18 protein-coding genes and 1 other annotated feature are annotated in these 22,307 nt (G+C 60.8%); of the genes, 7 read left to right on the top strand and 11 right to left on the bottom strand.

What is annotated here, in order from left to right:
• Positions 1-69: 69 nt before the first annotated feature.
• The 3 genes from IFT66_RS02775 to aspS form a co-directional block, all read right to left on the bottom strand.
• A complete protein-coding gene (locus tag IFT66_RS02775) occupies positions 70-1,560 on the bottom strand; it encodes a SulP family inorganic anion transporter (protein WP_192076732.1) in 1,491 nt (496 codons plus the stop codon).
• Positions 1,561-1,635: 75 nt separating this feature from the next.
• Positions 1,636-1,693 (bottom strand) — a sequence feature (sul1 is cis-regulatory element that is thought to sense ions involved in sulfur or methionine metabolism; They are found in Alphaproteobacteria).
• A gap of 175 nt (positions 1,694-1,868) precedes the next feature.
• Complete coding sequence (locus IFT66_RS02770) at positions 1,869-2,189, bottom strand: DUF1236 domain-containing protein (RefSeq protein WP_062579936.1); 321 nt, start codon at positions 2,187-2,189, stop codon at positions 1,869-1,871.
• Between the two features lie 175 nt (positions 2,190-2,364).
• Positions 2,365-4,155 carry an aspartate--tRNA ligase gene (gene aspS, locus IFT66_RS02765; protein WP_192076731.1) on the bottom strand — a complete coding sequence of 597 codons (1,791 nt, stop codon included), beginning with the start codon at positions 4,153-4,155 and terminating at the stop codon, positions 2,365-2,367.
• 260 nt (positions 4,156-4,415) lie between these two features.
• Here aspS and IFT66_RS02760 point away from each other — a divergent pair, with 260 nt between their 5' ends.
• From IFT66_RS02760 to IFT66_RS02750, 3 genes are all read left to right on the top strand, one after another.
• Positions 4,416-5,684 (top strand): MFS transporter, encoded by a 1,269-nt coding sequence (locus IFT66_RS02760; RefSeq protein ID WP_062579933.1) that lies wholly within the window; start codon positions 4,416-4,418, stop codon positions 5,682-5,684.
• 90 nt (positions 5,685-5,774) lie between these two features.
• Positions 5,775-6,920 carry a ribonuclease D gene (gene rnd / locus IFT66_RS02755; protein ID WP_062453294.1) on the top strand — a complete coding sequence of 382 codons (1,146 nt, stop codon included), beginning with the start codon at positions 5,775-5,777 and terminating at the stop codon, positions 6,918-6,920.
• A gap of 249 nt (positions 6,921-7,169) precedes the next feature.
• Entirely contained in the window at positions 7,170-8,528 is a 1,359-nt protein-coding gene (locus tag IFT66_RS02750) for an esterase-like activity of phytase family protein (protein ID WP_192076730.1), read from the top strand.
• Positions 8,529-8,671: 143 nt separating this feature from the next.
• On the opposite strand, the gene IFT66_RS02745 is transcribed toward IFT66_RS02750, so the two are convergent.
• From IFT66_RS02745 to IFT66_RS02725, 5 genes are all read right to left on the bottom strand, one after another.
• The gene (locus IFT66_RS02745) at positions 8,672-9,958 is read right to left on the bottom strand and encodes a HEAT repeat domain-containing protein (protein WP_192076729.1); all 1,287 of its coding nucleotides are present in this window, start codon (positions 9,956-9,958) and stop codon (positions 8,672-8,674) included.
• Between the two features lie 118 nt (positions 9,959-10,076).
• Positions 10,077-11,597 (bottom strand): exopolyphosphatase, encoded by a 1,521-nt coding sequence (ppx, locus tag IFT66_RS02740; RefSeq protein WP_113111068.1) that lies wholly within the window; start codon positions 11,595-11,597, stop codon positions 10,077-10,079.
• 29 nt (positions 11,598-11,626) lie between these two features.
• Positions 11,627-13,840 carry an RNA degradosome polyphosphate kinase gene (locus IFT66_RS02735; protein ID WP_113111267.1) on the bottom strand — a complete coding sequence of 738 codons (2,214 nt, stop codon included), beginning with the start codon at positions 13,838-13,840 and terminating at the stop codon, positions 11,627-11,629.
• A gap of 100 nt (positions 13,841-13,940) precedes the next feature.
• Positions 13,941-14,648 (bottom strand): DnaA regulatory inactivator HdaA, encoded by a 708-nt coding sequence (gene hdaA / locus IFT66_RS02730; protein ID WP_192076728.1) that lies wholly within the window; start codon positions 14,646-14,648, stop codon positions 13,941-13,943.
• A gap of 7 nt (positions 14,649-14,655) precedes the next feature.
• Positions 14,656-15,834, bottom strand: a complete 1,179-nt coding sequence (locus IFT66_RS02725; protein WP_062453299.1) for an AI-2E family transporter — start codon at positions 15,832-15,834, stop codon at positions 14,656-14,658.
• A 248-nt stretch (positions 15,835-16,082) separates the two neighbouring features.
• Here IFT66_RS02725 and purM point away from each other — a divergent pair, with 248 nt between their 5' ends.
• Together purM and purN are read left to right on the top strand one after the other, a co-directional pair.
• Positions 16,083-17,156 carry a phosphoribosylformylglycinamidine cyclo-ligase gene (gene purM / locus IFT66_RS02720; protein WP_062453300.1) on the top strand — a complete coding sequence of 358 codons (1,074 nt, stop codon included), beginning with the start codon at positions 16,083-16,085 and terminating at the stop codon, positions 17,154-17,156.
• Positions 17,153-17,791, top strand: coding sequence for a phosphoribosylglycinamide formyltransferase (gene purN, locus IFT66_RS02715; RefSeq protein WP_192076727.1), 639 nt, complete (start codon positions 17,153-17,155; stop codon positions 17,789-17,791). The genes purM and purN overlap by 4 nt, the downstream gene beginning before the upstream one ends.
• 54 nt (positions 17,792-17,845) lie before the next feature.
• Here purN and IFT66_RS02710 read toward each other — a convergent pair whose 3' ends face one another.
• Complete coding sequence (locus tag IFT66_RS02710) at positions 17,846-18,673, bottom strand: alpha/beta fold hydrolase (RefSeq protein WP_192076726.1); 828 nt, start codon at positions 18,671-18,673, stop codon at positions 17,846-17,848.
• 151 nt (positions 18,674-18,824) lie between these two features.
• On the opposite strand from IFT66_RS02710, the gene IFT66_RS02705 reads away from it, so the two are divergent.
• Together IFT66_RS02705 and IFT66_RS02700 are read left to right on the top strand one after the other, a co-directional pair.
• Complete coding sequence (locus tag IFT66_RS02705) at positions 18,825-19,100, top strand: type II toxin-antitoxin system Phd/YefM family antitoxin (RefSeq protein ID WP_184654885.1); 276 nt, start codon at positions 18,825-18,827, stop codon at positions 19,098-19,100.
• Positions 19,100-19,507 (top strand): PIN domain-containing protein, encoded by a 408-nt coding sequence (locus tag IFT66_RS02700; protein ID WP_192076725.1) that lies wholly within the window; start codon positions 19,100-19,102, stop codon positions 19,505-19,507. The genes IFT66_RS02705 and IFT66_RS02700 overlap by 1 nt, the downstream gene beginning before the upstream one ends.
• On the opposite strand, the gene IFT66_RS02695 is transcribed toward IFT66_RS02700, so the two are convergent.
• A complete protein-coding gene (locus IFT66_RS02695; protein ID WP_192076724.1) occupies positions 19,504-20,091 on the bottom strand; it encodes an NUDIX domain-containing protein in 588 nt (195 codons plus the stop codon). The two genes, IFT66_RS02700 and IFT66_RS02695, sit on opposite strands and share 4 nt — an antisense overlap.
• Positions 20,088-22,226 carry a molybdopterin-containing oxidoreductase family protein gene (locus tag IFT66_RS02690; protein WP_192076723.1) on the bottom strand — a complete coding sequence of 713 codons (2,139 nt, stop codon included), beginning with the start codon at positions 22,224-22,226 and terminating at the stop codon, positions 20,088-20,090. The genes IFT66_RS02695 and IFT66_RS02690 overlap by 4 nt, the downstream gene beginning before the upstream one ends.
• Positions 22,227-22,307: the final 81 nt, after the last annotated feature.

Genomic DNA, 22,307 nt, shown 5'->3' with positions numbered 1-22,307 from the left:
GGGGATGAATGAAAAAGCCCCGGCAAGCGATTGCCGGGGCTTTGTTTTGTTCAGTATAGGTGCGCCGCTTCAGTGTCCGGGGGTTGCCGAAAGGGCTGCGTGTTCCTTGTCGTGCAGCGCGAACCGGTCGATCATCGAGGCGCTTGCCTCGTTGGCACCGATCACCTCGACGGCGATGCCGCGGCTACGGAATTTCATCACTGCACGGTCGAGTGCGCCGACGGCCGAGATATCCCAGAGGTGCGCACGGCGAACGTCGATCGTGACGCGTTCCAGGCTTTCGGCGAAATCGAAGGCGTCAACGAGAGCGTCTGCCGAGGCGAAGAAGACCTGTCCTTCAACCGCATAGGTTCTTGCCTTGCCGTCTTCGGAAAAGCTGGAGGACACGCGCACCATCTTGGCCACCTTGCCCGCAAAGAACACACCCGACAGAAGCACGCCGACGATGACGCCCTTCGAAAGATCGTGCGTTGCCAGAACAACCGCGACGGTCGAGAGCATGACGATCGAGGATGTACCGGGATGCCGCTTGAGATCGATGACCGACTTCCAAGAGAACGTGCCGATCGCCACCATGATCATGACGGCCACGAGTGCTGCAACCGGCACAATGCGCAGGATATCATCCAGCACCAGAAGCAGGATCAGCAGGTATATGCCGGAGGCAAAGGTCGAAAGCCGGCCTCGCCCGCCTGACGTGACGTTGATCACCGATTGGCCGATCATGGCGCAGCCGCCCATGCCGCCGAACAGGGCTGCAACGATGTTGCCGCTGCCCTGACCGAAACATTCTTTTGTCTTGCTGCTGGTCGTGTCTGTCATTTCGTCGACGATCTGTGCGGTCAGCAGCGATTCCAGAAGACCGACGGCTGCGAGTGCCAGCGAATACGGAAAGATGATCCGCAGCGTCTCGAAGGTCAGTGGTACGTCCGGCAACAGGAAGTCCGGAAGCGCCGTCGGCATCGCGCCGAGATCGGCAACGGTCGGAACCTCGATGCCGAAGGAGAGCGCCAGAATGGTAACGGCAGCGATCGCCACAAGGGGTGACGGAATGGCTTTTGTTACATAGGGAAACAGATAGATGATGCCGAGCGCCAATGCGATGAGCAGGTAGGTTACTTCGGGAACGTTGATGAGCTGCGGAAGCTGAGCCAAAAAAATCAGGATCGCCAGTGAGTTGACGAAGCCGGTCATGACCGATTTCGACACGAACCGCATCAGGCGACCGAGTTTCAGCATGCCGGCGAAGATCTGCAGGATGCCCATCAGGATGGTTGCGGCAAACAGGTACTGGATGCCGTGATCGCGTACAAGGGGCCCCATCAGCACCGCAGTGGCAGCTGTGGCGGCCGAAATCATGGCCGGGCGGCCACCGGTGATCGCGGTGGTGCAGGCAATGGCGACCGAGGCGAACAGGCCGACCTTTGGATCAACGCCGGCAATGATGGAAAAACCGACAGCTTCGGGGATGAGCGCGAGCGCAACGACGATGCCGGCAAGGAGATCGCCGCGAATGTTCGAAAACCATTCGCGCCGATAGGCGGAAATTGACTGTGTCATGTATTGGAAACTTCGCAAATAAAGCGCATCCGCCGGGAGGTATCCTCCAGGGTGAGAAAGAAGGCTGATGCTTTGCGTTGTCCGGCGGATCGGCGGCCGGAAGAGCCACTCGGGAGTTTCACCTGAGTCCTTGTGATGGGCGACCTATAGCGGAGAGAATTGCAGATGCCAAGCGTGGTACGGTAATATCTGCGAGACGGCGACGGTAGCGGCTCCGAAGCGATACGGACTAAAAGCTCCGACGCAAAAAGACCGGAGCTGCGGTGGCAGCCCCGGTCTCTCAAATACTATCCGAAATCGGACAGGTCCTATTCCAGGACCTGAATAACCGTGCGCGTCTGCGGGTCGACGATGACGCGGCGATCGTTCACGACCGTGTAACCGTAGGAGTCATATCCCTGCACAGGACGAACCTGGACAGCTTCCGGCAGCACGCGGCCGACCAGAACGTCGCCTTCGTACGGCACGGATTCAACCGGCTGCTCCATCACGTAGGTGCGGACTTCGCCTGGCATGACAACCGTTGCGGGTGCCATTGCTGGTTCCTGCGTGATGATCGTCGTCTGGGCGAAGGCTGCACTCGAAAGCGCCATGAATGCCGCCGAAGCGGTCAGTACGATCTTGCGCATAGTCTTACTCCATTTGTTTATTCTGCCTCTACAACTCGAAGTACGCGGCGATGGTTCCGTCCGACCAAGGTCTGATCGCTGCACTGCCACCAAGCCCTGCCCTGCTGAAACGGGAAAGCCCGGCGTCTTTCGAGCGCCGGGCTTTCCAATCTCGTCACAGAAATAGAACCGAAGATCAGTCCTTCTTGACCGCCGGGATCGGGCGGATCGCCAGTTCGCGCAGCTGCGCGGGGCTCGCTTCCGAAGGCGCTCCCATCAGAAGGTCCTGAGCCTGCTGGTTCATCGGGAACAGCGTGATCTCGCGCAGGTTCTTGGCACCGGTCAGAAGCATGACGACGCGGTCGACGCCGGCTGCCATGCCGCCATGCGGCGGTGCGCCGTACTGGAATGCGCGGTAGAGGCCGCCGAAGCGGTCTTCCACGTCCTGCTGCGAAAGGCCGACCATTTCGAAGGCCTTGACCATCACTTCCGGCAGCTGGTTACGGATCGAGCCAGACGCGATTTCGAAACCGTTGCAGACCATGTCGTACTGGTAGGCCTTGATCGTCAGCGGATCCTGGTTTTCCAGCGCGTCTAGGCCGCCCTGCGGCATCGAGAACGGGTTGTGGGCGAAGTCGATCTTCTTGTCTTCCTCGTTGTATTCGAAGAACGGGAAGTCGACGATCCAGCACAGAGCGAACTGGTTCTTGTCGGAAAGGTTCAGTTCGTCGGCAGCGCGGTTACGGGCTTCGCCGGCAAACTTGTAGAACTTGTCCGGATCGCCAGCGACGAAGAAGCAGGCATCGCCCGCCTCGAGGCCAAGCTGGGTGCGAACGGCTTCGGTGCGCTCCTCGCCGATGTTCTTGGCGAGCGGACCGGAGCCCGCGATCTTGCCGTCTTCTTCCTTCCAGAAGATGTAGCCGAGACCCGGCTGGCCCTGGCCCTGCGCCCAGGCGTTCATACGGTCGCAGAACGCTCTCGAACCACCAGTCTTCGCCGGGATCGCCCAGACTTCGACCTTCGGGTTCGACGCGATCATGTTTGCGAACACTTTGAAGCCGGAGCCGGCGAAATGCTCGGTGACGGCTTCCATCTCGATCGGGTTGCGCAGGTCCGGCTTGTCGGAGCCGTATTTGCGCAGCGCGACGTCGTAAGGGATCCGCGGAAACTCCTTGGTAACCGGCTTGCCTTCGGCAAACTCTTCGAAGATGCCGCGCATGACCGGCTCCATCGTCTCCCAGACTTCTTCCTGGGTAACGAAGCTCATTTCCAGGTCGAGCTGGTAGAATTCGCCTGGCAGGCGGTCGGCACGCGGGTCTTCGTCGCGGAAACACGGTGCGATCTGGAAGTAGCGGTCAAAGCCCGCCACCATCATCAGCTGCTTGTACTGCTGCGGCGCCTGCGGCAGCGCGAAGAACTTGCCGGGATGGATACGGCTTGGAACCAGGAAGTCGCGCGCGCCTTCGGGCGACGATGCGGTCAGGATCGGCGTCGAATATTCGGTAAAGCCACAGGTAGCCATTTCGCGGCGCATGGCAGCGATGATCTGCGTGCGCTTGACGATGTTCTTGTGCAGCGTTTCGCGGCGAAGATCGAGAAAGCGGTACTTGAGGCGCACGTCTTCCGGATATTCCGGCTCGCCGAACACCGGCAGCGGCAGTTCCTTGGCAGCGGACAGGACTTCGATCTCCTGTGCGTAGAGTTCGATCTCGCCGGTCGCCATCGTCTTGTTGACGGTCTCGTCGGAACGCGCCTTGACGGTGCCGTCGATGCGGATGACCCACTCGCCACGCACGACTTCGGCCGACTTGAAGGCCGGGCTGTCCGGGTCGGCAACGACCTGGGTCATGCCATAATGGTCGCGAAGGTCGATGAACAGAACGCCGCCATGGTCACGGACGCGATGAACCCAGCCGGAGATACGGACATTGGAGCCGACATCCGACTTGCGGAGGGCTGCACAGGTGTGGCTGCGGTAACGATGCATTGTCTTTTATCCTGGACTGATGCTGAAAGCGGCTTCATCGGCGCGCGAAGCACAGCCGTACGAACCCATGAAAATCGGCCGGAAAAGCGCATGGTGGGCCTGCTTTGTCAAGACTTGTCACAGTCTCCCGCGGCGCTCGAGCCCTTTCCCCCGCTTTTACGGCTAGAGTTGCATAGGAGGATGTCATAACCAGAATGGGTCGATACGGCCAGCGCGCTGGCTGAGTCTCTGCGCCTGCCGACCATGCCCGAAAGCATCCGATGAACCAGATCCGCCCGCTGATACCGCTTCTGATCACCGCAGGGATCCTGATCGGCGGCAACGGGCTCCAGGGCACTTATATCGCGCTGCGCGGTTCGGCCGAGGGTTTTTCGCCGTCGGTCATCGGCCTGATCGGTGCCGGCTACAGTGTCGGCTTTGCGATCGGCTGCATCTATGTGGCAAGGCTGCTGCGCTCGATCGGCCATATCCGCACCTTTGCGGCCATGGCGGCAATCGCTGCGTCCGCCTCGATCGCCCTATCAATGGTCATCGACCCCGTCTTCTGGTTCGCCATGCGTTTCCTGATCGGCATCACTATCGCCAGCCTGTTTGCCACCGTCGAGAGCTGGATTAACTCGCAGGTGACCAACGAGAACCGCGCGCGGACGCTGTCGATCTACCGTTTCGTCGATCTCGGCTCGGTCACGATCGCGCAATACCTGATCCCGACCTTCGGCATCGACGGACCTGTCATCTTCAACATCATCGCCATTGCGCTGACGCTTTCGCTTGTGCCGATATCCATCGCCGACAAGTCGGGGCCGACGCCACCGGCCTCCATCTCATTCGATCTGAGAACCGTGTGGCGCATTTCGCCGCTCGCTGTGGTCGGCGTCGTGGCGGTCGGTCTGTCGATGGCGGCCTTTCGCAATATCGGGCCGATCTACGCCAAGGAGATCGGCATGAGTATCACGTCGATCGCGACCTTCATGAGTGCCGGCATCATCGGCGGCGTGGTACTGCAATATCCGCTCGGCGTCTATTCGGACAAGCTCGACCGGCGGCGCGTCATCCTGTGGACGACGATCGGGTCCGTCATCACCGGCGCCTATCTGTCGTTCGGCGCGGGCAGCAACGAGACGGCCAATATCATCAGCGTCTTCCTGTTCGGCGCCTTTTCGATGCCGCTCTATTCGCTCTGCTCGGCGCATGGCAACGACCACGCGAAACCAGGCGAGCACGCGGTGATCGCGGCAGGCTTGCTGTTCTTCTGGTCGGTCGGCGCCACGTTCGGACCGCTGCTTGCCGCGGCGCTTCTCGAATTCTACGGCCCGCGCGCATTCTTCCTCTACACGTCCTTCATCTTCGCCGGGTTCGCGATCTACACGCTGCGCCGGATGCAGGTGCGGGCACCGGTGCCGCCGCAGCAGCGGAGTTCGCGCTTCCGGGCCCTCCTGCGCACGTCGGCCTATTTCAACCGGCTTGCAGACCCTGCGGACCGTGGTGGCGACAAGGACAGGGACGCTGACGGCAACAACAGGAAATAGCCGCCCGCTTCCGGGAAAGGCTGGCCGTTTGTCTTGACATCTGCGGCGGGAAGGGAAAGGAAGGTTGACCACCTGCACGTGAATGAGACGATGATCGAAACAACAATTGCCCTTCAGGAAGCCTGCGAAAAGCTGGCTCAGTCAGACTTCATCACCATCGATACGGAGTTCTTGAGAGAGACGACCTTCTGGCCGGAACTCTGCCTGATCCAGATGGCGAGCCCGACAGTCGAAGTTCTCGTCGATCCGCTGGCAAAAGGGCTCGACCTCAAGCCCTTCTTCGAGCTGATGGCGAACACGGCGGTCACCAAGGTGTTTCATGCCGCGCGCCAGGATATCGAGATCATCCACCATCTCGGCAATCTCGTGCCGCACCCGATCTTCGATACGCAGGTCGCCGCCATGGTGTGCGGCTTCGGCGACAGCGTCTCCTACGACCAGCTGGTCAACCGCATCAAGGGCGTGCAGATCGACAAGTCGTCGCGCTTTACCGATTGGAGCCGCCGGCCGCTTTCCGAAAAGCAGCTCGACTATGCGCTGGCTGACGTCACCCATCTGCGCGACGTCTATCTGTCTCTGAAAGAACAACTGGAACGTGAAGGCCGTGCCCTCTGGCTGACGGAGGAAATGGCGGTTCTCGAGAGCGCGTCGACCTATGATCTGCATCCCGACGATGCCTGGCTTCGTCTGAAGTCGCGGCTGAGGAAGCCAAGCGAACTGGCGATCCTGAAATTCGTCGCCGCATGGCGCGAACGTGAGGCGCGCAGCCGCAACGTGCCGCGCTCGCGCGTGTTGAAGGACGATGCGATCTACGAGATTGCCCAGCAGCAGCCGAAGGATACCGAAGCTCTCGGACGTCTTCGCACCGTGCCGAAGGGCTGGGAACGCTCATCCTCAGGCGCCGCGATCGTCGAGGCTGTCAATACGGCGCTGGCGCTGCCGAAGACCGAGATGCCGCATGCGCCGAAGCATGTTCACCTGCCGGAAGGCACGGGCGCTGCCGTCGAACTCTTGAAGGTTCTGCTGAAGCTCATTTCCGACAAGCAGGGCGTTGCCGCCAAGGTGCTTGCCAATACCGACGATCTGGAAAAGATTGCTGCCGAAGGCGAGTTGGCCGAAGTGGCCGCCCTTTCCGGCTGGCGTCGCGAACTGTTCGGCGACACGGCGCTCAAGCTGATCCAAGGCGGCGTGGCGTTGCGCTTCGTCAACAAGAAGGTCGAGGCGGTCGAGCTGTAAGGCTCGTCCTCACCGTCTTTCATAATACAAGGGATCGGCAACCGGAGCTCCGGAGCGCGATCCCTTTTCGTTTAAATCCCAGTTATTTGCAGCGTTCCAGGCCGGCTCCGCGACGCTTGAACTACCTGCTCTGGCACCGTCAAGAAACCGACGTAAAACCTTCATCCAAGCGTCAACCGATCATCACCCTACCGTCATGCGTCCCGCCTATCGACGTCGCGTGTTCTTCTCATTCGAACAGGTGATTTGATGACCAAAACCTTTTTAGCCTCCGTTTTCGTAAGTACCCTCCTCGCCGGCACGGCATTGGCCGACGACAAGGAGTTTCCCGCAAAGCTCGCGGGCCAGGCAATCCTGCCGGCCAATACGGTGACTGCTGCTCCAACCGATGCGCCTGAATTTCTCAAGACATCGGGCAAGTTCACCACGCCGGACCGCAAGCGCACGGAAAAGCTCGGATCGATCGACGGCAAGGACGGTGTTCGCGTCACCGACGTCAAGCTGCCATTCAACGGTCAGCCGATCCAGGGCTTTTCCGGGATCAAGGCGATGGCTGACGGCACGTTCTGGACGCTCTCCGACAACGGTTTCGGCTCCAAGGCCAATTCCTCCGACGCGATGCTGTTCCTGCACCAGGTGAAGTTCGACTGGGCGACCAACAAGGTCGATGTCGTCAAGAACATCTTCCTGTCGGACCCGAACAAGATCGCCCCCTTCCCGATCGCCATGGAAGGCAGCGACAAGCGCTACCTGACCGGCGCCGATTTCGATATCGAATCGATCCAGCCCGTCGCGGACGGTTTTTGGCTCGGCGAGGAATTCGGGCCTTACCTCATCAAGGTCGACATGCTCGGCCAGCTGACTGACGTCGTTGCCACCACCGTCGACGGCAAGAAGGTCACCTCGCCTGACAACCCGACCCTTTCGATGCCGGCCAACCCCGCCGCCAAGATGCCGGTCTTCAACCTGAAGCGTTCGGGTGGCTATGAAGGCATGGCACTATCGAAGGATGGGCAGAAGCTTTACGGCCTGCTGGAAGGCCCGATCTTCCTCGACGACGGCAAGGTCGAACAGGCCGATGGGCGCACCGCGCTGCGCGTCATCGAATTCGACATCGCTTCGAAAAGCTGGACCGGTCGTTCCTGGCTCTATCCGCTGTCTGAAAAGGGTGTCGCGATCGGCGATTTCAACATGCTGGATGCCACCACCGCGCTCGTCATCGAACGCGACAACGGCGCCGGCACCAAGGACAAGGCCTGCGCCGATCCGAAGCAGCCGAAACCGGATTGCTTTGATGCGCCGGCCGAACTGAAGCGCGTCTACAAGATCGAGATGACCGACGCCAATGTCGGCGCGGCCGTCCGCAAGATCGGCTATATCGACCTTCTGAACATCAAGGACCCCGACAGCAAGAAGATGGCTGGCTCGAAGGACGGCATCTACGACATGCCGTTCGTGACGATCGAGAATGTCGACCAGATCGACGCGACACACCTGATCATCGGCAATGACAACAACCTGCCCTTCTCGGCCGGTCGCGCCGTCAACAAGGCTGATGACAACGAGTTCAGCCTGATCGAAGCCGCCGAGTTCCTCAACGCGAAGTAAAGCAGTGAGGCGGTGATCGGCAGGCCTCTAGAGCCCGGACATCACCACGACGAAACAGAAAAGGGCATCTGCATCAGCAGGTACCCTTTTCGACTCCATGACACCTCGAACCTGGACGTATTAAAGCTCAGGTATCGCCAGGATTACCATTTCAGGACGTCGTTAAGCGATGATGGCGCTTTCAAGCTTCTGTTCAAGTTCGTCGAAGGATCATTGAGCTGACGGACGATGTCGCTCTTTTGCGACGAGGAAAGATTGCTCCCCGACTGCCGCAGGATCAGGATCTGGTTATTGGCCACACCCTGATCTGTCGTATCCTTGGCAGCGTTTACGCTCAGCTCCACGGCCCGCGGATCCTGCAGGCGGTACAGAAAATCTGCTGCCTGGTAGCGAATGGTCTTGTCCGGATCTGCGGCCGCCTGAATCAGCAACGGAAAATCCTCAGCGGCCAGCTTTTGCGACAGAGACGACGCCAGGTTGGGGTCGGAGCGGATCATTTCTGCCAGGGCATAGACCACGCCGAGCTTGACGCGGTAATCGTCCGGCGATGCGTGCAGCGCAGACAGCATCATGGGCACTGCGACAACTCCGGCAGAGACCAGAAGGTCGCGGGAATTGCGCCTCAGGAACGTATCCTCGTTCCGCAGGCCGGCAAGCGCCTTCTGAATTTGGTCGACCGATGCCTCCGGCCGAACCGCCGCCTGAGCGAACGCGCTCAGATCCCACCATGCACCCGTCGTGCTGCCGCTAACCTCCGCTGTCGGCCCAGGTGAAAGCGTATCCAGTTCGGACAGGAGAACCAGCGAGCCGTTCTTGACCTGCCGCGCATTGTAGTCGAAGCGCCACTGAACCGGCCGTCCTTCGGCGAAAATTGCCCGGATTTTCTGGGCATCGCCGATAAGCTCGAAATACTCTTTGCCAGCTTCCTTTTCGATTGTATCGACCTGCATCCGCATCTGCGTGCTCTGCAGCGATGTACCGAGGCCAAGAAACTTGATCCGTCGGACCATGGCATCCTTGTAGATGTAGAGCGGCTCGTCATCGATTATGCGGATATCGGCGACATGCGAGAAGTCGCCGCTGATCTCGCCTTTAAACAGCGCCGGCGTGCCAGGCGGCGTAAATTGCTGGAGCATCAGAAACAGAACGACTGCCATGGCGCCGGCCCCGGTCACCGACCAGCCGGCCCAGTTACCTGCAACCTTTGCGCCGAATGCCGCAAGCACCAGCCCGAAGCCGACGCAGATGGTCAGCGAGGAGGCGGTCTGGCTGCGTCCCAAGAGAAGGATCGCAGTACCCAGCAGCACGAGAAAGAGCCCGACGGCGACGCCGGCAACAAAGTATCTTTCCGGAAAATTGTTCTCGGGCGCCAGCGCGTTATTGGCCCCACGGTCCGCATGATTGTTCGCGCCTTGATCTGCCACTGCCATGTTCGAGCCCCCCTCGAAGCCAACACCAACATAAGGCATGCCTGTTCAACCGAAGATAAGCCGAAGCCCGCTCGGTTGCAACCGTCTAGATCTGATGCGTCTGTTCTTGCGACAGCTGCTATTCGAACACGAAGGCGAGCTTCTTGCCGGTCAGCTTGGCAAGCTGCTGCAGCCGACCTTCCAGCCGCTCGCCAGCGAAGTTGCGGTAAGCGTGCGGCACGACGAATTCCATGTCGAGATCGGGCGAACTCGACTGGCGGAAAGTCAGGTTATTGACGATGCCGGGCATCGAGGCCGAGAACAGATAGACGACCCGCAAAAGCCCGCCGAGCAGTTTGGCGAGCTCCAGCAGCCGCGGTGTCGCAATCGTCGAGAGCGGGCCGGTGGCACCGTCGTCGCTCAAACCCTCGAACCGGTAGTAGTTGGCGAGCGCCAGGTAGGCGCGGCCCGCATGGGTAATGCCGACGAAGGACGAGTGGGCGATGACGTTAAGTGCCTGGGCGCCGCGGTAATCGGGATGCGCACGCCAGCTGATATCGGCCAGCAGGCAGGCAGCCCTGCGATAGCGGCTTTCTTCCTCGGTCTCGGTAATGCCGAAGAACGGCACCATGCGGCCGGTCCAATCGGCAAGCTCGCGCGCATGTTCCGGCGAACGCGCGCGCAGGATGGCGAGTTGATCGGCAGCCACGACCAGCGGATCGGCCTGCTTTTCCTCATCCGGCATCAGATGATAGAGATAGCCTTCCCGCACGCCCTGCGCCGAAAAGCTGACGACCGACGGCTTCATGACGGAGAGCACTTCCTGCAGGGCCACGGCGCCGAAGGGCAGAAGCGAACGACGGCTTTTCGAGACGGCCTGCCAGGCAGGATCCTTGGAATCCTTGGCATCAATCACGTCCTCGAGGAATTTCTGGATTTCCTCGAAGGTCAGTTCATACCCCTGCATCATGTGCAGCGGATATTTGGTGATTTCCATGTGCAGCTTGGCGATGTTGCGCCAGGTACCGCCAACGGCGTAGAAGGTGCGGCCCTCGCCCTTTTCCAGGAAGCGGGCGGTATTGACCTGCTTGCGGGCAAAGGTGCGCGCCTTGGAAATGGAGCCACCTGATGATTCCGACAGGCGCAGGCCGCCGAGAGGCAGGGTGATCCCCTTGCCGAACTCATGTCCCTTGATGTCGATCAGTTCAAGCGAACCGCCGCCAAGATCGCCGGCAACTCCGTCGACCTCGTGGAAGCCGCTGATCACGCCGAGAGCCGAATACTTGGCTTCTTCCTCGCCGGACAGGAGCTGGATTTCCTGGCCGAGGATTTCCTCCGCCTTGGCAATGAAATCAGGGCCGTTGGAGGCTTCGCGGGCGGCGGCCGTTGCAAGGACGTAGATTTGCGTCGCCTGCGCCTGGTCGGACAGCGCCTTGAACCGTCTGAGAGCGGCGAGCGCGCGCAACACGCCCTCGTCGTCCATCCGGCCGTTCGAGCCGAGACCCTTGCCAAGACCGCACAGAACCTTCTCGTTGAAGAGAACGGTCGGTGCCCTGGTCAGGCCTTCGTAAATCACCACGCGAACCGAGTTCGAGCCAATGTCGATGACGGAAACAGGGGCGATGCCAGGCAGGCGCCCTTGAGCTTCAGATCGTACCATGCTGCCTATTTCTTGACTGTTCTTGCCGGCTACTTTTTGCGTCCGGACATGACGCCGGCAATCAGTTTCGGAGCGCTGGATTTCAGGGCTTCACCACGCCCCGAGAGGCTAGGATTGGTCATGAAATAATGCTGCGCGTTGAACGGTTCTTCACCCTTGCGCACTTCCATGCGCCTTGACGTACCGTCCGCCAATATCTCGTAGCTCTGTTGATTGTCAATGAGATTGCCCAGCATGATCTGTGAAAGAACCTGCTCGTGCACGGTCGGATTGAGCAGCGGTACCAGCGTTTCGACGCGGCGGTCGAGGTTTCGGGGCATCATGTCGGCGGACCCGATGTAGAGCAGAGCCTTGTCCGAAGGCAGGCCGTAACCGTTGCCGAAGCAGAAGATGCGGCTGTGTTCGAGGAAGCGCCCGACGATCGATTTGACGCGGATGTTGTCGGAAAGACCGGATACCTGCGGGCGCAGGCAGCAGATGCCGCGGATGACCAGATCGATTTCGACACCGGCGCGGCTGGCGCGATAGAGCGCGTCGATAATCTCGGGATCGACCAGTGAATTCATCTTCATCCAGATCGCGGCCGGAGCTCCCGCCTTCGCGTGCGCGATCTCTTCCTCGATGTGTTTGAGAATGCGCGGTCGCAGCGTGTAGGGCGACATGGCGATCTTGGTGCTTTCCTTCGGCTCGCCGTAACCGGTGATAAAGTTGAAGATATTCGCCATGTCGTGGGCGATCTTCGGGTTGCAGGTGAAGAAGGAAAGGTCCGTGTAGATCTTTGCGGTGATGGGATGGTAGTTGCCGGTACCAAGGTGGCAGTAGGTTCTCAGCTTGCCGTCCTCACGGCGCACCACCATCGACATTTTCGAATGTGTCTTGAGCTCGATAAAGCCGAACACGACCTGCACGCCAGCGCGCTCCAGGTCTCGCGCCCAGCGGATGTTGGCCTCTTCGTCGAAGCGTGCCTTCAACTCGACCAGCGCCGTCACCGACTTGCCGGCCTCTGCCGCATCGATCAGGGCTCGGACGATGGGGCTGTCGTTGGAGGTTCTGTAGAGGGTCTGCTTGATGGCGAGGACGTCGGGGTCACGGGCTGCCTGAAGAAGAAACTGCACCACAACGTCGAAACTCTCGTACGGGTGGTGGACCACCATGTCCTTTTCGCGGATGGCGGCGAGGCAGTCTCCGGCGTGTTCGCGGACGCGTTCGGGAAATCGGGCGTTGTAGCTTTCGAACCGCAGATCGTCGCGCGGCGCCTTGGTGATTTCCGACAGCGTGTTAAGTGCCAGAAGACCCGGCAAGACCGCGACGCGGTTGTCCGGAACCCCGAGTTCCTGCACCACGAACTGGCGCAGTTCCGCCGGCATTTCCGAATCGGTCTCGATGCGGATGACCTTGCCGCGACGGCGGCGCTTGAGCGCCGTCTCGAAGAAGCGGACCAAATCCTCGGCTTCTTCCTCGACTTCGAGATCGCTGTCGCGGATGATGCGGAACGTACCGCCGCCCTTGACCTCGTAACCGGGGAAAAGCCGGTCGGTAAACATGGCGACCGCATCTTCGAGCGTGATGTAGCGGATCGTGTTTGCGTCGTCGGGCAGACGGATGAAGCGGTCAAGCGTCGTCGGCAGGCGCAGAAGCCCCGTCATCGGCTCCTTGCCGTTCAGGCTGTGCAATTGCAGCCCCATCGAGAAGCCAAGATTGGGGATGAACGGGAACGGATGCGCCGGATCGATCGAAAGCGGTGTCAGGATCGGGAACAGTTCGTCATCGAACGTCCCGGACAGCCAGTTACGGTCTTCGTCCGAAAGTGCTGCCGGACGGACGATCAGAATCTCTTCCTGCGCCAGATACTGCTGTAACACGGCGAGCGAGGCCTGCTGCTCCATCTGCAGATTGTCGATTTCCTGCAGGATCGCATCCAGCTGTTCTGCCGGCGTCTTGCCATCGGGGCTCTTGATGACGATGCCCTGGCGGACCTGCCCCTCGAGACCGGCAACGCGCACCATGAAGAATTCGTCGAGGTTTGCAGCCGAGATCGACAGGAAGCGGATGCGCTCCAGAAGCGGATGCGACGCGTTCAGCGTTTCCTCGAGAACGCGGCGGTTGAACTGCAGCCAGGAAAACTCGCGGTTGATGAACCGCTCGGGGCTGGAAAGCAGCGCCTCACCCATATCCACCGCTTCGTCCCTGCTGGCTGCCTCGCCCTTTTTGGGCTGCTCAATCTCGGTCGTCATCGATTCCATCTTCATCCATCCCAGAGCCAGCCCCATAACCGGTATGCGTGGGGCCGTGCGATACGTTTGACGACGCGACCGTCATAGTCAATTGCCGGCGCAGACGTTGCTAATCATTCGGTCCGGCACTGCCGAAATCCTTGAGGACTTCGGTTGCCAGAGGACGGGTGATCCGGGTCCCGCGCGCCAATGCCAACCGGTCAAGCCGGTCGACGATGGTCTGCGCAGCGCCCAGGGATCGCTCCATCCTGGTGACGATGTAACTGAGAAGTTTGTCATCAATATAAAGCTGACGATCGGCAAACAGTTTTACCATCACCTGGGCCAGCAATTCCTCATCGGGCTCGCCGATTTCCACCACGGTCGCAGCCTTCAGCCGTGATTTGAGGTCGGGCAGCGTCACGGACCAGGACATGGGCCACAGCCGCGATGTCATCAACAAAGTGCGGCCATGCTGGCGCACGGCATTGATGACGTGGAAAAGCGTGGTCTCGTCGAAGTCGCGCCGATCGGCGTCCTCAAACAGCACCGGCCCATCCGCTGCGACAGTTGCTGCATTCGAACCCGAGATCGGATGGATCTCGGCAGCCCCTGCCCGCTCCCGCCAGATCTGGGCGAGATGCGATTTTCCCGAACCGACGGGACCCGCAAGGATCACGACCGGCGATGGCCAGGCCGGCCACTCGTCGACGATAGAGACGGCGGCTGCCAGCCGTTCGGAGACCAGGAGATCATCCCGGCTCTGCGCGGAATCATGGGTGAATTGCAGCGGAAGCTGTTCGCTTCTGCGCTGGTCGCGTTCGCTCGATCCGGTCATTCGCTTTTCAGATGTCTTTCTGGTCGCTCTTGGGAGCATCGAGACGCTGCATGCCGGTATTTTCATTGACCACGGCCTGTGGCGCCCCTTCCCACGGCAGATCTACCGATCGGCCGTAATAGAGATCGCTGTCAAGATACCGTGAGATCGCGAAGCGGACAAGCACGCCGACGACTGCCGCCGCCGGCACGGCCAGAAGAAGACCGACAAAGCCGAACATGGCACCGAAGGCAAACAGCGCAAACATCAGCCAGACCGGATGCAGACCGACGCTTTCGCCGACCAGCTTCGGCTGCAGGATATTGCCTTCCAGGAACTGGCCGGAGAAGAACACGGCAGCGACTGCCATGATCCACAGATAGTCCGGCCAGAACTGTACGAGCGCCACACCGATCGCCATGATCAGCCCGATCATCGAACCGATATAGGGAATAAACGAGATCATGCCGGCGACGAAGCCGATCAGCAGGCCGAAATTCAGGCCCACCAGCGACAGACCGACGGCATAGTAGATGCCGAGGATGAGGCAGAGCGATCCCTGCCCGCGAATAAAGCCGGCGACGGATCCATCCATGTCGCGGGCGATATCGCGCACGGTCTGGACCTGATCGCGCGGGATCCAGCTATCGACTTTCGACACCATGCGGTCCCAGTCCAGCAGCAGATAGAAGGCGACGACCGGGGTAACGATCAGGAGCGACACGACGTCGACGATCGCCTTGCCGGAGTTCCAGATCTGCGCAAACAGGGTACCGATGAAGCCGGCGCCCTGGCTCAGCACTTCGGAGAAATTCTGTTTGACGGTCTCGATCTGGCTGGAGACCCAGCTCGGCAGGAACGAGTTCTCCGGGTTGGAAATGATCTGCTGCAACTGGGTGATGTAACCGGGCAAAGCGGCGGCGAACTGGGTGAACTGGGTGACGATGATCGGGATGACCAGCATCAGCGACAGCGCGAACACCGTGACGAACGAGACCAGGATTAGCACGGAAGCCATCATCCGGCTTAGTCCGCGGCGCTGCAGCCAGTCTGCGACAGGATCGAGGAAATAGGCGAGCGCCATGCCTGCGACGAAGGGAAGAAGGATGGAGCTGAAAAACCACAGAAACAGCGCGAAGATGAAAAGAACGGCTGCCCAGAAGAAGACATGGCGGCGAAGGCTCGCTCCGCTGATATGATAGGGCATCTTTACGTCCTTTTTTGCACTGCATTCCCGGTATCACGCATATGAGCCCGGACCGGGTAAGGTCAAGATCGGCATCGACTTCGCCGCGTCGCCAGAGGCCGGGCCTGTGAAAAGCCTTGAAAGCCCACGCTTCTGCTTGCATCCTCCGCCTTGTCATGCAATGGCGGGCCGGAGATTTTTGCGCAGCCGCACCACGCCGAAAGGTCTCGATCTTCGGTTCGCGCGGCATGTCCCAACGGAGAATTACGATGAGCGAGACGGGCAAGAACGGTCTCACCTATAGCGATGCCGGCGTCGATATCGACGCGGGCAACCTGATGGTCGAGAAGATCAAGCCGGCGGTACGCTCAACCCGCCGTCCCGGCGCAGACGGCGAAATCGGTGGCTTCGGCGGCCTGTTCGACCTGAAAGCTGCAGGCTTTACCGATCCGATCCTGGTGGCTGCCAATGACGGCGTCGGCACCAAGCTGAAAATCGCGATCGATGCCAATTTCCACGACACTGTCGGCATCGATCTCGTCGCCATGTGCGTCAACGACCTCGTCGTGCAGGGCGCAGAGCCGCTGCTGTTTCTTGACTACTTTGCCACCGGCAAGCTTGATCCGGACCAGGGCGCTGCCATCGTCAAGGGCATCGCTGCGGGCTGCGTGGATGCAGGCTGCGCGCTGATCGGCGGCGAGACGGCGGAAATGCCGGGCATGTATTCCGATGGCGACTACGACCTTGCCGGCTTTGCCGTGGGTGCAGCCGAACGTGGCCAGCTTCTACCGGTCGGCGACCTGGCCGCCGGCGACGTCATTCTCGGCCTGACCTCCTCGGGCGTGCATTCCAACGGTTTCTCGCTGGTGCGCAAGATCGTCTCGATCTCCGGCCTCGGCTGGGACGCGCCTGCGCCGTTCTTCGACGGCAAGTCGCTCGGCGAAGCGCTTTTGACGCCGACCCGCATCTATGTGAAGCCGCTGCTGAAGGCGATCCGCGAAACCGGGGCCCTGAAGGCACTTGCCCACATTACCGGCGGCGGCTTTCCGGAAAACATTCCGCGCGTGCTGCCGAAGAACCTGGCGGCCGAAGTCGATCTCGACTCGATCCCTGTTCCGCCCGTGTTCTCGTGGCTGGCAAAGACCGGCGGTGTCGAGCCGAAGGAAATGCTGCGCACGTTCAACTGCGGCATCGGGATGATCGTCGTCGTTTCGGCTGAGAATGCGCAGACGGTGACGGATGTGCTCACCCGCGAAGGCGAAATCGTCGTCCCGCTCGGCCGCATGATCGACCGTGCGGAAGGCGAAGCAGGTGTCGTCTACAAGGGCACGCTCGGTCTATGAGCGGAGCACTCGCCAGCGTGCAGAAGAAGCGCGTCGTCGTGTTTATTTCCGGCGGCGGCTCCAACATGCTGTCGCTGGCGGACGCTTGCGAAAGCCCCGACTTCCCAGCCGAGATCGTTGCCGTCATCTCCGACAAACCGCAAGCCGGCGGGCTTGCGAAGGCTGAGGCGCGCGGCATCCAGACACTCGCCTTCGAGCGCAAGTCCTATGCCGGCAAGGCTGAGCACGAGGCGGCGATCCTGGCGGCTCTATCGGGTATTCAGCCGGATATTATCTGTCTTGCGGGTTATATGCGGCTGATTTCGGGAGAGTTCATTTCCCGCTACGAGGGCCGGATGCTTAACATCCACCCGTCGATCCTGCCGTTGTTTCCGGGTCTGCACACGCATCAGCGCGCGCTCGCTGCCGGGATGAGGGTCGCCGGTTGTACGGTGCATTTCGTGACCGAAGGCATGGACGAAGGCCCGATTGTCGCGCAGGACTGCGTGCCCGTTCATATCGACGACACGCCTGATACGCTCGCCGCACGGGTACTGACCGTAGAACACCGGCTTTACCCGGAAGCGCTTGCGCTTCTGGCAACGGGAGGCGTCAGCCTCAAGGCCGGTAGGGCAAAATTCGACCCAGAGGGTTAGTACACTTCCGCGCCGCACGCCGGCGATAACCATCCGGCGTGCAGCGTTCATCACTTAGCTGCGCAGGAACGCCATCAGGTCGTCCGTCAGCTGCTGCTTGTTCGAGGCAAACAGCCCGTGGGGCGCGCCGTCGTATTCGATCAGCGTCGCGCCAGGGATCGCGGCAGCGGCGGCACGGCCGGACGTCTCGATCGGCACGGTCTGGTCACCTGTTCCGTGGATGATCAGCGTCGGCACCTTGAAGCTCGGCAGGTCCGGACGGAAATCCGTCGAGGAGAAGGCCTTGGCGCAAGCAAGCGTTGGCCGAAGACCCGCCATCATCGTCTGCTGGAACGACCAGTCGAGCACGGCTTCGCTCACCGAACCGGTGAACACGCCGACGCCGTAGAAGCTTTTCAAAAAGCCGTGGAAGAAATGAGCCCGGTCTTCCTTCATGCCGGCCGTCATCTCGTCGAACACCGACTGCGGCACACCATCAGGGTTGTCGGGCGTCTGCGCCATATAGGGAACGACCGACGCAATCAGCGCGGCCTTGGAAACGCCCTTGCCGCCGTGGCGCGACATATAGCGGGCAACCTCGCCACCGCCCATGGAAAAGCCGAACAGTGCTGCATCCTGCGCGCCGGTCGCCTCGATGACATCGGCAAGATCGTCGGCCAGCGTATCGTACTCATAACCGTCCCACGGCTGCTCGGAGCGGCCGAACCCGCGTCGGTCATAGGAAATGGCGCGGAACCCGGCGTCTGCTGCCACCACCGCGAAGTCGTCCCAGGTGTCCGACGTCAGCGGCCAACCGTGCATCATGATAACGGGACGGCCGGTCTTCGGACCCCAGTCCTTGACATAAAGCTGCGTTCCGTCGCGGGTGGTGATCATGGTCATCTTTGCATCCCTTCTTCTGGCAATGGAACCAGTCTAACGGGAGGTCTCTGGCAATTGTTCCCCGACATGGAAGCGATGCATCCCTCCCAACGACCAGCCATTTGACGACCGGCTTGGCGCGGACTACCTTGGATTGAACCGGAGGTGTGAGATGACGATCACGGTCAAGCTGGGTGATGCGAAAACCGAACTTTCCGAGCTCCTGCCCCTCGTCGAAGCCGGCCAGGAGGTGGTGATTGCGCGTGGCGAAACACCGGTCGCGCGGCTCAGCCCGATCGCGGCCACGCCCGGTATGAATGCTGAGTTCACCGAAGAACAACTCGCGCGCCGGCGGGCAGTGATCGAAGACATCATCGCTTTCCGCGACAGGATGCCGTCGGCAACTGCCGAGGAAATCGATGAGTGGAAAAAGGAAGGTCGCCGATAGTGACGGCATTCGTTGCAGACGCATCCGTGGTTTGCAGCTGGATCCTTCCAGACGAACGTCATCCAATCGCAGATGCAGCCTTTGCTCGCCTGCAGACTTCCGAGGCAATCGCGCCACAACTGCTCTGGTACGAAGTGCGGAACGTGCTGATGGTCGCATACAGGCGTAAGCGCATCTCGTTCGACCTTGTCCTCGAAGGCTTGGCGAAGCTGCGCAAGCTCAACATATCGACGGTCGCTGTCGAGGATGACGGCGTTATTCTCGACCTTGCGACACGTTACCAGCTATCCGCCTACGACGCCGCCTATCTTGCGCTGTCGCTCGAGGAAAACCTCGAACTCGCAACGCTCGACAAGCAGTTGATCGCGGCAGCCCCGTCGGCCGGGTGCAGCCTCGTGCGGGCCTAAAGCGCCGCCCGGTTAAGCACGGCCCACTGCAGCAGCATGATTGTCTTGGCATCGATGATCTCGCCGTCGGCGATCATCGTGACGGCCTTGTCGAGCGGAAGCTCCAGCACTTCTATATCCTCGTGCTCGTCGGCGAGCCCGCCACCCTCGTTGATCCGGTCGGAAAGATCGATCGAGGCGTGGAAGAAGTGGATGACCTCGGTCACGGAGCCCGGCGACGTCAGTGCCTTGAAGACGAAACGCACGTCGCGGATCCGGTAGCCGGTCTCCTCCATCGCCTCGCGGCGGATCGCGTCTTCGGCGTCTTCGCCATCAAGAAGGCCGGCCGGGACCTCGATCATGAAGGACGGCTCGCCGATGAGATGCGCGGGCAGCCGGAACTGTTTGACGAGGACGACGATATCGCGTTCGCGGTCATGTAGCAGGATGCAGGCGGCCGGCGTGCGATGGAAAACCTCGCGCTTGATCCGCTTCGTCTCGCCGTTGCGATCGGTATAGTCGAGTTGATAATCGGAAAGCCGCGTCCAGCCCTGCGACAGCGTCGTATCGCTGACGATCTTCACCCGGTCATTCACGTCGCTCATGCGATTTCCCTGCGTAGCCACACCTTGTTGTCGTGCACGGCAGCACCTCCGAAAGGCGCCACCGGATCGGCGCCGGTGAGGACGTTGATGCCCTCGCCGTCGAGATGCGCGTCGTTGGGCCACAGTCCTTCGGCGATCAGCACGCCCGGTTTCGCGCCGGCCACGAGTCTCGCATGCAGACGGATCTTGCCCCGACTGTTGCCGAGCGTGACTATATCGCCGTCAACGATGCCGAGACGTGCGGCGTCCGTCGGATCGATCATCACGTCCGGCCGCCCTTCCTTCTCCACCGAGCTTTTGGTCTCGGCAAAGGATGAATTGAGGAAGCTGCGCGATGGCGAGGTCGCGAGCCGGAACGGATGCTCGGCGTCCGCCGTCTCGATTACGTCCACCTGGTCCGGAAAACGTGGCAACTGCCCATGCGGCCCGAGCGGACCGACGCTGTCGGGCGTCCGGTCCGGCGATGGGCCGTTGATCCAGTCGGGACTGAAGCGGAATTTGCCGTCCGGATAGCCGAAGCCGTTGATGTAATGCGCAGTGTCGAAATCCGGTTGCGCATCGATCCACTTGTCGGCCTTCAGCGCGTCATAGGAGCCCCAGCCGCTGGCACTCAGGATGCGGTCGATATGGGTGCGCTCATCCATGCCGAAGCCGGCAAACCCGTCAACGCCCAGCCGCTTTGCCAGTTCCTCGATGACGAAGAGGTTGGTGCGCACCGTTGCCGGCGGTTCGACCAGTTTCGGGCCGAGCAGAATATGCTGATGCCCGCCGCCGCGATAAAGGTCGTCATGCTCGAGGAACATCGTCGCGGGCAGAACGATATCGGCGACCTTGGCCGTATCGGTCATGAACTGCTCGTGGACGGCGGTGAAAAGATCGTCGCGCAGAAAGCCTTCGCGCACGAGGCGCTGTTCCGGCGCAACGTTCATCGGGTTGGTGTTCTGGATCAGCAGCGCCGTTACCGGTCCGCGATGACGCAGCGCTTCCGCGTCCCCGGTCAGAACGCGGCCGATCTGCGACTGGTCGAGCATGCGGATGTCCGGATCCTTGTAGGCCGTGCCCATCAGCTCGGCTTTGTTGAACCGGTAGATCTCGCCGTTGTTGTGGAAGGCGCCGCCGCCTTCGTGTCGCCAAGAGCCGAGCACGGTCGAGATCGACAGCGCCGCGTGCATCGCCGCCGTACCGTTGCGCTGACGGGAAAACCCATAGCCCAAACGGAAGAAACTCTTCGCAGTGGTGCCGACAAGCCTGGCGAATCCTTCGATTTCCTCGACGGTGAGGCCCGTGATCGCCGACGCCCATTCCGGCGTGCGGCTTCTCAGATGCGCTTCGAGGCCTGCCGGATCATCGGCATATTTCGCCATATAGGCGCGGTCGGCATAGCCGTCGCGGAAGGCGACATGCATCACGGCGCAGGCGAGTGCTGCATCGGTGCCGGGGCGCAGCACCAGCTTGACGTCGGCCTGTTTCATTGTCGGATTGTCGTAGATGTCGATGACGACGATCTTGGCGCCGCGCTGTTTGCGGGCCTTGATCGCATGGGTCATCACATTGACCTGGGTGGAGACCGCATTGGTTCCCCAGATCACGACGCAATCGGATTTTGCGATCTCGCGCGGATCGGGGCCGCGCAGGGCGCCGGTGCCCATCACATAACCGGTCCAGGCCATGTTGGTGCAGATCGTCCCCATGAAGCCGGAATATTTCTTGGCATGGCGAAGGCGCTCGATCGAATCGCGCTGCACCTGCCCCATCGTTCCAGCGTAGAAATAGGGCCACACCGCTTCGGACCCGTGCTTCGCTTCGGCCTTGACGAAAGCGTCGGCGATCTCGTCGAGCGCGGCTTCCCAGGAGATCTCCTGCCAGAGCCCTTCGCCCTTGGCACCCATGCGGCGCTGTGGCACCATCAAGCGGCCGGGATGATAGATGCGCTCGGTATAGCGCGCGACCTTGGCGCAGATGACGCCGGCCGTGTAGCTGTTGTCGGACGAGCCGCGGACACGACCGATCCTGCCATCCGCAGTCAGATCGACATCCAGCGCACAGGCGCTCGGACAGTCATGCGGACATACGGTATGGCCGACGGAATTGTGACCGACGACGGGGCTTTCGGGAATGGGGGTCGCAACGTTCATGGCTTTTCTATATGGCATGGCGACGGATGCAAAAAGCGCCATTTGCAGTGCATCAATTTTATTCAAGCGAGACACAAGCTG

The organism is Rhizobium sp. CFBP 13726 (genome assembly GCF_014841925.1).
GTDB classification, from domain to species: Bacteria; Pseudomonadota; Alphaproteobacteria; order Rhizobiales; family Rhizobiaceae; genus Neorhizobium; species Neorhizobium soli.
Note: the sequence above shows the minus strand (reverse complement) of the source record. Positions and strands in the feature narration are given on the sequence as shown.

Bases quoted from the DNA above. Each gene is read 5' to 3' on its own strand.
- purM (WP_062453300.1), top strand. From the start codon at position 16,083: ATGAGCGAGACGGGCAAGAACGGTCTCACCTATAGCGATGCCGGCGTC.
- IFT66_RS02725 (WP_062453299.1), bottom strand. From the start codon at position 15,834: ATGCCCTATCATATCAGCGGAGCGAGCCTTCGCCGCCATGTCTTCTTC.
- rnd (WP_062453294.1), top strand. From the start codon at position 5,775: ATGATCGAAACAACAATTGCCCTTCAGGAAGCCTGCGAAAAGCTGGCT.
- IFT66_RS02735 (WP_113111267.1), bottom strand. From the start codon at position 13,840: ATGGAATCGATGACGACCGAGATTGAGCAGCCCAAAAAGGGCGAGGCA.
- IFT66_RS02775 (WP_192076732.1), bottom strand. From the start codon at position 1,560: ATGACACAGTCAATTTCCGCCTATCGGCGCGAATGGTTTTCGAACATT.
- IFT66_RS02690 (WP_192076723.1), bottom strand. From the start codon at position 22,226: ATGAACGTTGCGACCCCCATTCCCGAAAGCCCCGTCGTCGGTCACAAT.
- IFT66_RS02750 (WP_192076730.1), top strand. From the start codon at position 7,170: ATGACCAAAACCTTTTTAGCCTCCGTTTTCGTAAGTACCCTCCTCGCC.
- IFT66_RS02770 (WP_062579936.1), bottom strand. From the start codon at position 2,189: ATGCGCAAGATCGTACTGACCGCTTCGGCGGCATTCATGGCGCTTTCG.
- IFT66_RS02760 (WP_062579933.1), top strand. From the start codon at position 4,416: ATGAACCAGATCCGCCCGCTGATACCGCTTCTGATCACCGCAGGGATC.
- aspS (WP_192076731.1), bottom strand. From the start codon at position 4,155: ATGCATCGTTACCGCAGCCACACCTGTGCAGCCCTCCGCAAGTCGGAT.
- IFT66_RS02710 (WP_192076726.1), bottom strand. From the start codon at position 18,673: ATGACCATGATCACCACCCGCGACGGAACGCAGCTTTATGTCAAGGAC.
- ppx (WP_113111068.1), bottom strand. From the start codon at position 11,597: ATGGTACGATCTGAAGCTCAAGGGCGCCTGCCTGGCATCGCCCCTGTT.
- hdaA (WP_192076728.1), bottom strand. From the start codon at position 14,648: ATGACCGGATCGAGCGAACGCGACCAGCGCAGAAGCGAACAGCTTCCG.
- IFT66_RS02695 (WP_192076724.1), bottom strand. From the start codon at position 20,091: ATGAGCGACGTGAATGACCGGGTGAAGATCGTCAGCGATACGACGCTG.
- IFT66_RS02705 (WP_184654885.1), top strand. From the start codon at position 18,825: ATGACGATCACGGTCAAGCTGGGTGATGCGAAAACCGAACTTTCCGAG.
- purN (WP_192076727.1), top strand. From the start codon at position 17,153: ATGAGCGGAGCACTCGCCAGCGTGCAGAAGAAGCGCGTCGTCGTGTTT.
- IFT66_RS02745 (WP_192076729.1), bottom strand. From the start codon at position 9,958: ATGGCAGTGGCAGATCAAGGCGCGAACAATCATGCGGACCGTGGGGCC.